Here is a 14133-nt window from a genome sequence, read left to right on the forward strand (position 1 = left end):
CGGCAACCGTGCTCGGCACGACGCCCCCCGTCATACCGGTTTTTCCAGCTGTTGTCGATGATTTGCACGAAATGTGTAGCGAATTTTGAAAATTTCGTGTTAGAATCTCGGATTGTTCGGAGACGTGGCCGAGAGGCTGAAGGCACTTCCCTGCTAAGGAAGCATACGGGCTTAAACCTGTATCGAGGGTTCGAATCCCTCCGTCTCCGCCAGAGCTATATTGATTAAGCCTTGATGATTCATCAAGGCTTTTTCTTTTTTTGACTCAGAAAAAGAAATCACGCCCCTTGACGGTCGACCATTACGGGCACTAAGCGATGGCCTGAATACCGTGCTTTTCTACTATGGTCAACAAACGCAGAGCGGGTCCTCCTGGCTTCTTAATGCCGCGCTCCCAATCAGAGATAAGATTCTTGCTCACATTCAGATAAAGAGCAAAGATGGGCTGGGACAAGTGTTCACGTTCACGCAGGGCACGGATACTTTCAGGCGCCATGGGTAGCGCTGGTGTCAGGCAGGTTTCGTCAAACTCACGCATCGTCTGCTTGTTGATAACACCCACATCGTGCAGCGCCTCCATTGTTTCGTGAATAGCTGCGAAGGCTTCACTTCGGTATTTCTTTGTCATGATCATGCACCTCGGTAAAGTGCTTCAGGTCGATCAGCTCGGCCAGTCGAGAGTCTGAAAGTCCTAGCACGTATCTCGCCGCTTCCTTGAAAGCGGCCTCTTCGTCTTTATCAATATTGTCGCGGCAACTCTTAGCGAACCCATATACAAAAAAAGCACGTTCTGCCGCAAGGTACAGAATAATAGTCCGAAAACCGCCAGACTTACCCCGACCAGCGCGGGCCAAACGCTGCTTGATCACGCCACCGCCCAGATCAGCATCAATGAGCCCCCGATTTACACGGTCGGTGGCTTCCAAGAGTGCCTTATCTGAAATGCCCTGTTTTCGGCAAAAACGCGCAAACCAAGCGTTCTTGAAAACCCTCATACAGCTGTCTCAACAATATTTCCTATAACACCTAGTATTACATAAAATAAAGACGCTAGCAAGATTTCAGATAGCGGGCCGCGCATTCTGTCGGATGCCGTCAAGCAACTAATCTCTTCCCAGCGTTCCGCAAGCGATACAGCATTGCCCCCGGCAAACCGAATTGAACCCTACAACACGGATCCAGCACTGCTCAGATCGACGAACGCACATAAAATTCGCACAACAATTTAAAAATCGACATTTGGCATAACATTTTTGCGTTTTCGGATACACCGTCCAAACAAATAAAAGTGATAATCATTTGCTTTTTTTGTTTTTGATGTGTGAATTTTATGATGCTGTCTGTTGCCTCCCCTGCTGTTTCGCCGCCAGAGCGCCTGCCCAAAACATTGATCCTTTCTGCCATCCTGCTTGCGTTTGCAGACGGGCCTGCCCGCGCCCAGGAAGGCGCGGCGCAGCGCCCCGTTGAGTTACCCTCTATTGTCGCGACCAGAGAGGCCGATTCGGGCGTGACTGAAACGACACGCTCCTATACAACCGGCGCCATGAGCACAGCAACCGGGCTTTCGCTTTCCATTCGCGACACACCGCAATCGGTCAGCGTGGTCACGCGCCAGATGATGGATGATCGAGGCATGCAAACGACGGTCGACGCATTGCAAGGCGCGCCCGGCATTACGATTGAACGCAGGGACAGTAACCGCCATTCCGTCTCAGCCCGCGGTTTCGATGTCGATAACTATCAGTTGGATGGCATGACCTATCCGCTGTTGATACCGTGGACATTCGGTGAGACCAATCTGGATCTGGCCGTGTTTGACCGGCTGGAAGTGGTCCGGGGCGCAACGGGCCTGATGACCGGGGCCGGCAATCCGTCGGCGGCGATCAACTACGTGCGCAAGCGCCCGCTTCGTGAATTTTCCGCATCGGCTGGACTGGGTGTCGGACGGTGGGACCTCCGACGAGGTTTTGCAGACATTTCGACGCCCATCACAAAGGATGGTCGCATTCGTGGCCGGATTATCGGCGCATATTCAAAATCGAACAGCTATACCAATCTGCAAAACACAACCACCCGCACCCTGTATGGAGTGATATCCGCCGACCTGGCGCCCGGCACGGAACTGACCGGCGGCGTATCTTACCAATCCAGCGACTTCAAAGGGTTTGGCAGCGCCTCCCCTCTATTCTTCAGTGACGGCACCCCTACCGATTTCAGTCGCTCCGTTTCCAATAATTCCAAATGGGGACGCGCCACTAACAATACAACGACCGGCTTTCTGGATCTGAGCCATCAGTTTGCCAACGCCTGGAAGTTCCGCCTGGCATATAGTCAATCCTATACTGATGCCTTATTGAAATATGTGTACCGTTATGGCTTCCCCGATCGCCATACCGGCCTGGGCATGGACCACTATTTCACCAGGTACAAGGGAAATGTGCGTCGTCAGATAGTGAATGTGTCGCTCTCCGGTCCATTTGAACTCTTTGGACGGGAACATGAATTTTCGCTGGGCTGGATGTGGTCCAGGGATCGCCTGACAATGCCCGAATATGCCCCCTTGATTCCGGATCTGGCCATTGGCAATTTCTACGAGCCAGGTGCGACTCCGGAACCCGATTGGTCGTCAAAGCCCGCTCCGGGAGACAAGCTTTACAACAGACAATCGGGCGCCTACGCCGTTGGCCGGTTTTCGCTGACAGACAAACTGCGGCTTATCGTCGGCGGGCGGATCAGCAATTGGGAAACCGACCAGAACTATTTTGGACGGGAGCGGCACTATCGCCATCGCAACGAATTCGTTCCCTATGCAGGATTACTATTTGACCTGAATGATGTCTACACGGCATACGCCAGCTATACCGAGATATTCAAACCCCAGAATAACCGGGACGAGAACGGCAAAATCCTGCCGCCCATCACCGGCAAAAGCTATGAACTGGGTCTGAAAGCCGCATGGCTCGGCGGCCGTCTCAACGGCGCCGTAGCGCTATTTCAAACCCGTCAGGACAATCTGGCACAGGCCTCCGGCAAAAACATCATTGGCGCCCCGCCCAACACCCAGGCCTACCGCGCCGTACCGGGCGCCAAAGTACAAGGTATTGAACTGGAGGCAAGCGGCGAGCTGCTCCCGGGCTGGAACCTGGCCGGCAGTTTCACCCGCTATATTGCCAAAGACGCCCAGGGCCAACCGGTCAATACCGATAAACCACGTAGTACATTCAAGCTATACACGACGTATCGGCTGCCAGGCAAACTCAATCGCCTCACGCTGGGCGGAGGCGTCGATTGGCAAAGTCGCATTTATAACAATGCCAAAGCACCCGGCAAGCGCACGGTACAGGTCCAGCAGGGAAGCTACGCGCTTGTCAATGTGATGGCCCAGTATGCGTTCAACGACCGCCTATCGGCGACGCTGAACGTAAACAATCTGTTCGATAAAAAATATTATTCACAGATCGTTTTCCATAATCATGGCTGGTACGGCGAACCAAGGAACGTGATGCTTTCGCTCCAGGCGAAATACTGAAATAGTTCGCTCGTTGCCCGTCTCATATGCTGATCTCGGGCATCGCAGGCGCGACGGCGCGGGCACCATCCGCCTGCGCGCCAAGCACATGCGCAATACGTTCGTAAGCATTGTGCAGTTGTTCGGCGTTGACCACATAAGACGGCATCAGGTAAACCGTCCGCCCGATCGGGCGCAGCAGCAGACCTTCCTGCAAAAAGCATTGATGCAACTGGGAAGCTGCCAGTGGATAGTCTTCTGGCAGATCAAACGCCGCAATCGTGCCGCACTGGCGAACGCGTTCAATGCAAGGCACTGTCTGCAGCAACATGTGCAGTCCGCTCTTGTGATCCTGCGTCAGACGCTGCCAGGCCTTCGTAGTTTCAGCGGTATTGAGCAGCGTCAAAGAGGCCAGTGCTGCAGCGCAAGCCAACGGATTGGCCGTGTAGGAATGCCCATGGGAAAATGCTTTGTCAGCGGTGTCGGACAGAAACGCCTGATAAATAGGGTCACTCGTGATTGTCAAGGCCAGCGGCAGAAAGCCTCCGGTGATCCCCTTGGAAACACATAAAAAATCCGGTACAACACCTGTCTGCTCAAAGGCAAAGCGAGTGCCAGTACGCCCGAAACCGGTCATCACTTCGTCAAAGATGACCAGCGTGTCATGCACGCGCGCCAGCGCCACGGCCTGCGCAATAAATTGTGGCCGGCACATACGCATCCCCGCCGCGCCCTGCACCAGCGGCTCCACAATCATGGCGGCAACCTGGCCTGCGTGCTGCTTTAACGACGCTTCCAGTGCATCAAGCGCTGCCGCTTCGCGAGCATCCACATCCTGATCAGCCAGCCAGGTTTCTGGAAACGGCACAGCCACTGAATCAAAGAAGAAAGAACGGAACTGATCATGATAACCGCAATGCGCGCCAACGGACATGGCGCCGACTGTGTCGCCGTGGTAGCCACCATGGAAACCTATGAATAGCCTGCGCTCCTGCGAGCAAACATTTCTCCAGTACTGGTGCGCCATTTTCAGCGCCACCTCAACGGCCGTCGACCCGTTGTCAGAGAAAAAGAATTTTCCAAGCTCGAGCGGCAGCATTTGGTTCAGCGCCTCACACAACTGTACCGCCGGCTCATGGGTACAACCGGCAAACAGCACATGCTCCAGTGTATTGGCCTGCGCCGCGATGCTCGCGGCGATTTCAGGACGAGCATGGCCGAACAGGTTCACCCACCAGCTCGAGACCAAATCAAGATAGGCGTTATTACCCTCATCATAAAGCCAGGGTCCGCTTCCACGCACGACCGGCAGGCGCGCAAGCGCCGTCTGTTCCTGCGTAAACGGATGCCAGACCAGCGCCTTGTCCCGGTCGACAAGCGTATGTTGTGTGTTCGCACTCATACGCCGCCTCCGGACAAATTCGACAATGCAGCCCGTAACGCAGCACTCGGTTCAAGTCGCTCAAGCGTCGAGGCTGTCACCTCGGGCAGCAGGGGCAATTGTTGCAGCACAGATGTGCCGCCATAGTCTTCAATGGTTTGAGCTGTCATATCAGATAGACCTCCATTCAAAATAACACCTGGAACAGGGATGCCTTGCGAGCGCAGTGCCTGCAAAGTCAGCAACGTGTGATTGAGCGTACCCAGACGGGTTGAGGCCACCACCAGCACCGGCAACGCCAGCGCCCTGATCAGATCGAGCATCGTGCGCCCTTCTCCCAGCGGCACCAGAACACCACCCGCCCCTTCCACAACCAGGCGCGGTACTGCAGGCAGTCGAATCTGCGCCAACGACAGGGATTGTCCTTCAAGCCGAGCGGCATAATGCGGTGACGCCGGTTCGCGAAAACGATAGCTTTCGGGATGCGTATGACAATTGACATGCGTCTTGACCCATTCGCTGTCAGTCCGGGGCAACAACCCGGCCTGTACCGGCTTGAAATAATCACACCCGAAATGCCGGCATAGCCAGGCAGACACCAATGTTTTACCTATATCGGTATCGGTTCCCGTGACAAACACACGCATCATGCGCTCCTGCCTGATGCGCCAAACATATGACGACCGATCGCGTCTGACAGCGAAACTATCGTTTCGTCATCATGCCCTGCGTTCACGGCGATACGCAGGCGTGAGGTACCGGTAGGCACGGTCGGCGGCCGAATCGCCGAGACCAGTATGCCCTCGTCCAGTAACGCGCTCTTGAGCGCGAGCGTTTCTGCTTCCGGGCCCAGGCACACCGGCACGAGGTTCGTGCCATCGCCCAGCACCGTCAGGCCGGCCTCACGCAAGCGCTGACGCAACAGCGACGATGTGGCAAACAGGCGCTGTCGTTGCTCACCCAGCGTCCCGACCATCTCCCAGGCCCGGGCCGCAGCGGCCACCGACATAGGCGATGGCGCAGTCGAGTAGATAAAACCGGCCGTGCGGTTCAGGACAAATTTTTTCAATCCTTCAGTGCAGGCAATGTACGCTCCCGCCCCACCGATCGCCTTGCTGAAGGTGCCCATGACCAAATGCGGAATCGGTGACAAATCGACAGTCGTGGACAAACCATATCCGCGGGGACCATACAAACCTGTCGCATGCGCTTCATCGAGATACAGGAAGCAGTTATAGTCCGCAGCGATGGCGGCCATGTCAGCCAGGGGCAGAAGATCGCCCTCCATTCCATGAACGGTTTCCGCCACAATGAATGCGGGCCGGGATGCCGCGCCGTGTTTCTCCAACTGGCATTGCAAGTCATCCATATCATTGTGCTCGAACAGCACATATTCGGCACCGGACAAAAACAGCGCGTTATATAAACTGGAGTGATTCAGGCGGTCAAAAAAAACCAGGGGTGGTGCATTTAACACCCGCTTGTGAAGCAGACTGGCCAGAACAGTCATATTGGCCTGATAACCGGAACAGAAAATAAGTGCCGCCTCGGTTTCCTTATCCTGCGCAATCTGCGCTTCAAACGCCTCCGTCAAACGGTTGTTGCCGGAGAGCAGGCGTGAGCCGGTCGAACCCACGCCCCAATGCCTGGCCGCCTCGGCCGCAGCATCGATAACATCCGCATGCATGCTGAGTCCCAGATAATCATTACTGGAGAAATCGTGTACAACAGTCGCGTCAATTTGCGGCAACGCGCGCAGCCGGTTTTTCTCTGCCTGGGCAAGGCAATATTCTTCATAAAACTGATACATGAATGGCACCTGAGTCAAGGTCGCAAAGAGGAAATCACCGGCGGGAGCCGGGGCATAGGCGACGTCCGAGTACTATTCTAGAAAAACCTATACATGATTGAAATTTAATAAAAAATGAATTTAGATGCCTGATAGGCGACGAAGACGGATGTTAAAGCAATGAACAGTCTGGCAGCCTATACGACTTAATCTGTTTTATTTTGAAAATTTCATCACGATTCGCCATTGCTCTTTGAGTGCAGCATCATATACTGTCCTTTTTGCCGCTATAGAGTCGGCTGCAAGATCGCCGTGCCCGTCAGAAAAACAGACCACTATGTAAAACAGACCACCATGTATAACCCGTCCTTTTTTCGCATCGCCGACCCTCGGCTGATTGCCGATCTGATCCGCAGCTATCCACTCGGACTGTTGATTTCACTCGGGCCCGATGGCGTACAGGCCAGTCCACTACCCTTTTTGTTTTTCCCCGACGAAGGCGAACACGGCGTGCTGCGAGCCCACCTCGCGCGAGCAAATCCGCATTGGTCATTGTTCGCCCAGGACCCATCCTGTCTGCTCGTATTTCAGGGTGAACAAGGCTATATTTCGCCTTCCTGGTATCCGGGCAAAGCGACAACGCATCGGGTGGTACCCACCTGGAATTACGCCATGGTACAAATACGCGGCACGGTTCGCACAACCGACGACCCTGCCTGGCTGCACAGCCAGATCAGCGCCCTGACCCGTCAGCAGGAAAGCGGCATGCCGTCTCCATGGCAGGTGTCCGACGCGCCACCGGAATTTATCGAACAGCAAAAACGTGCCATCGTCGGGCTGGAGATCACCATCACGCACATCGAAGGCAAATGGAAAATGAGCCAGAATCGCAACGCCGCCGACCAGGCTGGCGTGATTGACGGCTTGCGCAATACCCAGGCGACGGAGGGCAGCCAGGCACTGGCAGACACGATGAGCCGGATATTAAAAAAAACGGATCTTGCACAATAAGGGCCGACCTTCAGACTGGACGAATTACAACCTCCATTGGCCAGGATCATAATCACAATTATCAAAGGACTGCAATCACGTTTGTAAATAAAACAATTGAAATACGAAGCTTGCTCGTGCAAACGGCAATTGTTTCATCCCGCATAGAAAATGTTATGATCTTTCTATAGTTCATGGGTTGGCTGCCATTCCATCTGACACTAATCTGAATACGATATTTTTTCTTAAATGTTTATTACAGACAGGAGTTACTATGAAAGAAAAGAGCAAAACAGTCGCAAAAAACAGCGCAAAGACTCGTCTCCAACTGAATGAAGCCGCAATTGAACGTGCAAAGAAAAGTCTGGATGATGGCGCAGTCGTGGCAGAAGACAATCCATGGCGCGAAGATATTGTTCGACTTCTGAACGACGCTCTTGCCACGGAAATCGTCTGTATATTGCGCTACAAGCGCCATCACTTTACCGCAACAGGATTGGAATCGCCCGCTATCGCAGACGAATTCCTGGTTCACGCCAATGAAGAATCTGCGCATGCCGATTCTATTGCCAAGCGCATCGTGCAACTGGGCGGAGAGCCGGATTTTTCTCCTGATACCCTGCTGGCGCGCAGCCATGCAGACTACAACGATGACGCCGATCTGCACGAGATGATCAAGTCGAATCTGATCGCCGAGCGTGTAGCGATTGAATCCTATACGCAAATGATCGACCTCATTGGCGACAAGGACCCCACCACACGTCGTTTGTTGGAAAGCATTTTGAACGACGAAGAAGAGCACGCCGACGAACTGAGCGACTGGATGCGATCTGTCGTGACCAAATAAGTCATGAGTTGAAGTGGATTTTTTGCAAAAAGTCCACTTTCAATGATAATTGCTCATTGACAGTTTATTCGTAATCGCGGATTATCCCATTTGTCATTCGACCTACATATTTATGGAGAATAAATCATGAAAAAACTAGGACTGGTCGCCGTGTTGGTATCTCTACTCGGCCTGGCTGCTTGCAACACCGTATCCGGAGCAGGACAGGATCTGCAGCGTGGTGGAGCAGCCATCACTGGTGCTGCCGAGCGCCATAAATAATGACAGCGTCAGGTTTTTGCATCCCTTGCGGGTATGCAGGAATCTGATTGATTCGCGAAAAAGCCTTGCATGCAATGTGCGCAAGGCTTTTTTACTGCCTGCTGCGTGCCCTCCAAAAATTAGCGCCGTCTCTGGCGGAATACAATCATTCGCCCTCTATACGTGCATTAACATTTCAATCGAAAACAAAATAGACCGACTTGGCGTTGAACCTTTGCATTAGGGGATACCCGAGTTGTCGCAGCGTAAAAATGTAGATAATATTGGCGCCAATATTATTAACAAAATAAAGGAAGGACATGTCCGAGGGACAAAATCTTTCAGCCGATCATTTCGGCGCCGAACGCGCTCGAGCAATTTACGATATGGAAAACAGCACAATATTTGCGTCACGCAAAGACCCACGATTTTCCTACTGTACCTATGCACCCGCTCGAAAACATGCTGAAGGACAACAACCCGCACTTGTGGTCGTCATGCATGGAACAGGTCGGGCCTTTACCGAATACCGTGACGCGTTCGCCGATTTCGCGCATTGGAACAATTGCATCATTCTGTGTCCCCTCTTTCCCGCGGGCATCCTGGGGGACGGGAACCGTGACGGCTTCAAGCAACTTGTCGAAGACAACATACGCTACGACCATATCCTGCTCGATATGGTTGAAGAAGTGGGCAATAAATTCGATTGTGATTTTCGTCGGTTCGCGCTCTTTGGCTATTCCGGGGGCGGACAGTTTGCCAACCGGTTCTGCCTGCTTCACCCGCAACGGTTATGGGCAGTCTCCATAGGCGCGCCAGGCTCAGTCACACTGCTGGATACCAATAGTGACTGGTGGATCGGCGTGAAAGGCATGCAGGAAAAATTCGGCATCAGCCCTGATTTTGAGACTTTGAAAAAACTGCCTGTACATATGATTGTTGGCAAAGCCGATCTCGAAACTTGGGAAATCACCCACAGGGAAGGTGGTAAATTCTATATGCCCGGGGCCAATAAGGCCGGTGCCACACGCCCTGAGCGAATTGCTACCTTGCGCAAAAGTTTTCAGGATGCCGGCGTGAAAGTGCATTTGGATCTAGTGGATAATGTGGCACACAATGGCCTGGCATGCGTTCGACAGGTCCAGGATTTCTTTGCAGACGTATTGTTCAAGCTTCGTTTTGATCACAATTGTGAAATGGTCGATCGCTGATCTGCACACCAGGAACTGTCATGTTCAAATTTGTGTTGTCCCGTATTGCCATGGCCGTACCCACGCTGATTATTGTGGCAATTGCCGTATTCGTGCTGATCCGACTGATTCCGGGTGATCCTGCACAGTTGCTGCTGGGCGATATGGCTGACCCCACCAGCCTGGCCGACTTGCGTATCAGGCTCGGTCTGGATCGCAGCGTCTGGGAGCAGTTCATTATCTGGTTCGGCCACGTGCTGCAGGGCGACCTGGGAATCTCAATCAATCAGAATGTTCCCGTTCTTGGACTGGTTTGGGAGCGATTCACAGTCAGCGCTCAAATCGTAATGATCGCCGTGTTGATCGCAACCCTCATCGCGGTACCGGCAGGCATTATTGCCGCCTGGAAACAGAACCAGCCGATAGACCTGCTCTTAATTGGCCTGTCGACGCTGCTGGTTTCGATCCCGACGTTTTGGCTCGGACTCATTCTTCTGCTTTTCTTCGGACTTCAACTGGGGTGGCTGCCTGTGGTCGGATATGTATCGATCGCGACCGACTGGAAGGCGGGATTGTTATATCTGATGATGCCGATCATGACATTGTTTATACATGAAATCGGCGTCATCATCCGCATGTCCCGCGCCAGTGCACTTGAAGTGCTCAGGCTCGACTATGTCACCCATGCACGGGCCAAGGGCCTTTCGGAAAGCGCCGTTCTGACGCATCACGTTTTCAGGAACGCGTTTGGCCCTACCTGGACGCTGATTGGACTGGTCCTGGGCAATCTGCTTGGCGGGATTGCAGTCGTCGAAACCGTATTTACTATTCCCGGACTCGGACGTTTGCTGGTCGACTCGATCTTCGCACGAGACTATCCCGTTATCCAGGGATGCCTTCTCTTTGTCGCCGTCATCTACGTTCTGGTCAACCTGTTTGTAGATCTCTGTTATCCGATTTTCGATCCAAGAGTCACCGCCGAATGAAGACAAAAATTCCATTGAATGCGTTACTGGGCGGCCTTATCATCAGCACCCTGCTCATCGTAGCCATAATCGGGCTTTTCTGGACACCGTTTGATCCTCTGAAAATCAATTTCGCCAGCAGACTGCATGCACCAGACGCTCAGTTCTGGCTTGGCACTGACGAATTCGGGCGAGACGAGCTGTCCAGATTGATCACCGCAGCAGGAACCAGCGTGTGGATCAGCCTGCTGACAGTTTCTTTTGCGCTGACGGGTGGCACCTGTCTCGGACTGCTTACAGGCTATTTGCGAGGCTGGACGGATCGTATCATCATGGCGTTAAACAACGCCTTGCTCGCATTTCCGGGACTCTTGCTGGCACTGGGCCTGCTGGCGATATTCGGTGCGAACAAATACGGCATTATTCTCGCATTGGGGTTGGCTTATATCCCGTCGGTCACCCGGATTGTGCGGGGCACCGTGCTTTCCCTCAGGGAACGCGAGTTCATCGAGTCGTCACGGGTCTTGGGAAATTCGGAATGCTACACCATGCTGCGTCATGTCCTGCCCAATTGCCTGGCACCCATCACCATCATGGCAACTGCAATGTTCGGCTGGGTCATTCTTGCCGAAAGCGCACTGTCATTTCTTGGACTGGGCGTGCCCCCACCTGCGCCGACATGGGGCAATATGCTCGCCTCGGCTCGCCCTTATATTGATTCAGCGACGTGGCTGACTCTGTTTCCCGGCCTGTGCATTGCCCTGACTTTACTCGGTATCAACCTGTTGGGCGATGCCATAAGGGATCGTCTGGATCCACGCATGCGAGGTGTACGATGACAGCTCAATTGGTTTCCGTATCGAACCTGTCCCTGAGCGTAGGCCACGGTGGCAGATCAATCGTTAACAATATTTCATTTGATATTGCCCCAGGGGAAATGGTCGGCATTGTCGGTGAGTCCGGTAGCGGCAAGACCCAGGCAGCCCGTGCCATTCTGGGATTGACGCCGCCGCCTCTGGTGCGTGCGGCAGGCACAATCTACTTTGAAGGCCAGGATCTGACCACACTACCCGCGGCACGGCTGCGAACCCTGCGCGGCGCACGAATCGGCATGGTATTCCAGGAACCGATGACCTCCCTGAACCCGTCCATGACGGTGGGGAAGCAGCTCAATGAAGGGCTCGCACTGCACCGGCGCAAGCTTGGCAGTGCGGAACGTCGCAGCCGGATACTCACTATGCTGGAACGTGTAGGCATTCAAAATCCTGATGCTGCCATGCGGGCATGGCCTCACGAATTCTCAGGCGGGATGCGCCAGCGCATCATGCTGGCCTCAGTGATGCTGCTCGAACCGGCGCTTCTGATTGCCGACGAACCGACCACCGCGCTGGACGCCGTCATACAACGGGATGTGCTCGAATTGATGACATCCATGACACGCGAACATAACACGGCAGTTCTGATGATCAGCCACGACCTGCCAATGGTTGCACGATACACGGAACGAATCATCGTCATGCAGCACGGCAATGTGGTTGAGACGGGCTCCACAGAAACCCTGCTGGCAAGACCCGAACATCCGTACACGCAAAAACTGCTGGCAGCCATTCCTCATCGCACACCCGCACGCACACAGTCTGCCGCCAGCCCGCTGGTTCAGGTCAACGATCTGATCATTGATTATCCAGGTAAAGGCAGCCTCTTTTCTCGTGGCCAGGCAAAGCGTGCGCTCAAGGGCATCAGCCTTGCAATCCATCCTGGTGAAGTCGTCGCGGTAGTAGGCGGTTCCGGTTCTGGGAAAACAACGCTTGGTCGGGCAATTGCAGGCCTGCTGCGTCCCACCTCGGGCCAGATTCAGTTTGATGGAAAGCCCATAGACAAATCCGATGCTGCCTGGAACCATTACCGCCTGAACTGCCAAATGGTCTTCCAGGATCCATACTCTTCCCTAAATCCTCGCATGACTGTCGGGCAACTGGTCGGAGAGGGGCTGAGGCATGTTCCTGAGATGAGTACGCAGGAGACACGGGAACGTGTAAGCACCGTTCTGGATGAAGTCGGCCTCGACAGACTCTTTGCCGAGCGTTATCCTCACGAACTGTCTGGCGGCCAGCGACAAAGAGTGGCGATTGCCAGAGCGGTTGTTCGGCGCCCCTCTTTCATTATTGCCGACGAACCCGTCTCTGCTCTTGATGTTACCGTACGGGCCCAGGTACTCGCTTTATTCGCGCAATTGCAGAGCAAGTATGGTTTTTCATGTCTCTTCATCAGTCATGATCTGGGCGTAGTCGAACAGGTGGCCGATCGCGTAATCGTCATGCACCAGGGTGATATTCTTGAACAGGGAACACGAGACGCTATTTTTGACACTCCGGCACACGAATACACCCGAAAGCTATTATCGGCCATTCCTGCTCTGGAAGTGACAGAACAAGGCGGCGTTAAACTAAAATGGCGTTTTGCACGGCAGACTATGTAAATACAGGTCTTGGCAAATCGCCAGCGAGACCAATAAAATGCCGCATCAGATCTTTATGGAGTCTTTCATGTCGCAACGCCCTTCGTCTTCCACCCGCCTTGCAGATGATCTTGCATCCGACATTCATAGCGGCAAGCTTGGACCAGGAAGCTGGCTCAAGCAAGTCGACATTCAGGAACGGTACGGGGCGACGCGACTGGATGTACGCAAGGCACTCGACCAATTGGTCATCAAGCGGCTGATAGAACACATTCCCAATCGGGGATACCACGTTCATGTGCCCGACCCTGTCAGGCTGGACGAAATTCGGGACGTACGGATATTACTGGAGTGTGGTGCACTTGAAGATGTTATCAAACATATCACTGCCAAACAGCTCAAGCATATCGAAGACCTCGCCCGAAAATTTGACATGCTTACGTCAACCGGTACGTTGCTTGAACAATATGCCGCCAACCAGGCATTTCATCAGGCCGTATATGCGCTGTGCAAAAATCGAGAACTGGTGCGTCTGATCCACGACATCAAGGCTGGCACACCGGCTGCGCCCACGACGCAATGGGTGAATCACGCCCGTGTCCAGCAATCGGCAAAAGAGCACTTCGATCTGGTCGCGGCATTGCGCGAACGTGACCTGAAGCAGGCTCAAGCAGTCGTAAGACAGCACATTCAGCAATCAGAAGGAACCTGACCACCCTGACGGCCTTTCCGTAAGGGTAACTACGGGGTGACGGACTCAACAGA

The 14133-nt window shown here is 53.7% G+C and carries 14 protein-coding genes and 1 tRNA gene; 10 read left to right on the top strand and 5 right to left on the bottom strand.

The window, feature by feature from the left end; genetic code table 11:
* Positions 1-118: 118 nt before the first annotated feature.
* Positions 119-212: transfer RNA gene (locus W822_RS44930), tRNA-Ser, on the top strand.
* Between the two features lie 98 nt (positions 213-310).
* On the opposite strand, the gene W822_RS44935 is transcribed toward W822_RS44930, so the two are convergent.
* Together W822_RS44935 and W822_RS44940 are read right to left on the bottom strand one after the other, a co-directional pair.
* Complete coding sequence (locus W822_RS44935; RefSeq protein ID WP_024007390.1) at positions 311-628, bottom strand: helix-turn-helix domain-containing protein; 318 nt, start codon at positions 626-628, stop codon at positions 311-313.
* A complete protein-coding gene (locus tag W822_RS44940) occupies positions 606-995 on the bottom strand; it encodes a type II toxin-antitoxin system RelE/ParE family toxin (protein WP_024007391.1) in 390 nt (129 codons plus the stop codon). The genes W822_RS44935 and W822_RS44940 overlap by 23 nt, the downstream gene beginning before the upstream one ends.
* Before the next feature lie 335 nt (positions 996-1330).
* Here W822_RS44940 and fauA point away from each other — a divergent pair, with 335 nt between their 5' ends.
* The gene (fauA, locus tag W822_RS44945) at positions 1331-3529 is read left to right on the top strand and encodes a TonB-dependent alcaligin siderophore receptor FauA (protein ID WP_024007392.1); all 2199 of its coding nucleotides are present in this window, start codon (positions 1331-1333) and stop codon (positions 3527-3529) included.
* A 22-nt stretch (positions 3530-3551) separates the two neighbouring features.
* Here fauA and bioA read toward each other — a convergent pair whose 3' ends face one another.
* From bioA to W822_RS44960, 3 genes are read right to left on the bottom strand one after another with little or no spacing between them, the layout of a single operon-like run.
* Positions 3552-4910 (bottom strand): adenosylmethionine--8-amino-7-oxononanoate transaminase, encoded by a 1359-nt coding sequence (gene bioA / locus W822_RS44950; RefSeq protein ID WP_024007393.1) that lies wholly within the window; start codon positions 4908-4910, stop codon positions 3552-3554.
* Complete coding sequence (bioD, locus tag W822_RS44955; RefSeq protein WP_081724485.1) at positions 4907-5539, bottom strand: dethiobiotin synthase; 633 nt, start codon at positions 5537-5539, stop codon at positions 4907-4909. Before bioD ends, bioA begins: the two co-directional genes overlap by 4 nt.
* Complete coding sequence (locus W822_RS44960) at positions 5536-6699, bottom strand: aminotransferase class I/II-fold pyridoxal phosphate-dependent enzyme (protein ID WP_024007395.1); 1164 nt, start codon at positions 6697-6699, stop codon at positions 5536-5538. Before W822_RS44960 ends, bioD begins: the two co-directional genes overlap by 4 nt.
* A 333-nt stretch (positions 6700-7032) precedes the next feature.
* On the opposite strand from W822_RS44960, the gene W822_RS44965 reads away from it, so the two are divergent.
* The 8 genes from W822_RS44965 (at position 7033) to W822_RS45000 (ending at position 14080) form a co-directional block, all read left to right on the top strand.
* A complete protein-coding gene (locus tag W822_RS44965; RefSeq protein ID WP_024007396.1) occupies positions 7033-7689 on the top strand; it encodes an FMN-binding negative transcriptional regulator in 657 nt (218 codons plus the stop codon).
* A 253-nt stretch (positions 7690-7942) separates the two neighbouring features.
* On the top strand, positions 7943-8515 hold the full coding sequence (locus tag W822_RS44970; protein WP_024007397.1) for a ferritin-like domain-containing protein: 573 nt from the start codon (positions 7943-7945) through the stop codon (positions 8513-8515).
* A 126-nt stretch (positions 8516-8641) separates the two neighbouring features.
* The gene (locus W822_RS46250) at positions 8642-8776 is read left to right on the top strand and encodes an entericidin A/B family lipoprotein (RefSeq protein ID WP_081724486.1); all 135 of its coding nucleotides are present in this window, start codon (positions 8642-8644) and stop codon (positions 8774-8776) included.
* A 299-nt stretch (positions 8777-9075) separates the two neighbouring features.
* Positions 9076-9966 (top strand): alpha/beta hydrolase family protein, encoded by an 891-nt coding sequence (locus W822_RS44980; RefSeq protein WP_024007400.1) that lies wholly within the window; start codon positions 9076-9078, stop codon positions 9964-9966.
* Between the two features lie 20 nt (positions 9967-9986).
* Positions 9987-10931, top strand: coding sequence for an ABC transporter permease (locus tag W822_RS44985; RefSeq protein ID WP_024007401.1), 945 nt, complete (start codon positions 9987-9989; stop codon positions 10929-10931).
* Positions 10928-11749: an ABC transporter permease gene (locus tag W822_RS44990; RefSeq protein ID WP_024007402.1), complete on the top strand. Its 822-nt coding sequence runs from the start codon at positions 10928-10930 to the stop codon at positions 11747-11749. The genes W822_RS44985 and W822_RS44990 overlap by 4 nt, the downstream gene beginning before the upstream one ends.
* The gene (locus W822_RS44995) at positions 11746-13389 is read left to right on the top strand and encodes an ABC transporter ATP-binding protein (protein WP_024007403.1); all 1644 of its coding nucleotides are present in this window, start codon (positions 11746-11748) and stop codon (positions 13387-13389) included. Before W822_RS44990 ends, W822_RS44995 begins: the two co-directional genes overlap by 4 nt.
* Positions 13390-13456: 67 nt before the next feature.
* A complete protein-coding gene (locus tag W822_RS45000; RefSeq protein ID WP_024007404.1) occupies positions 13457-14080 on the top strand; it encodes a GntR family transcriptional regulator in 624 nt (207 codons plus the stop codon).
* Positions 14081-14133: the final 53 nt, after the last annotated feature.

Origin of the sequence: Advenella kashmirensis W13003 (genome assembly GCF_000506985.1) — a bacterium.
GTDB lineage: Bacteria > Pseudomonadota > Gammaproteobacteria > Burkholderiales > Burkholderiaceae_B > Advenella > Advenella kashmirensis_A.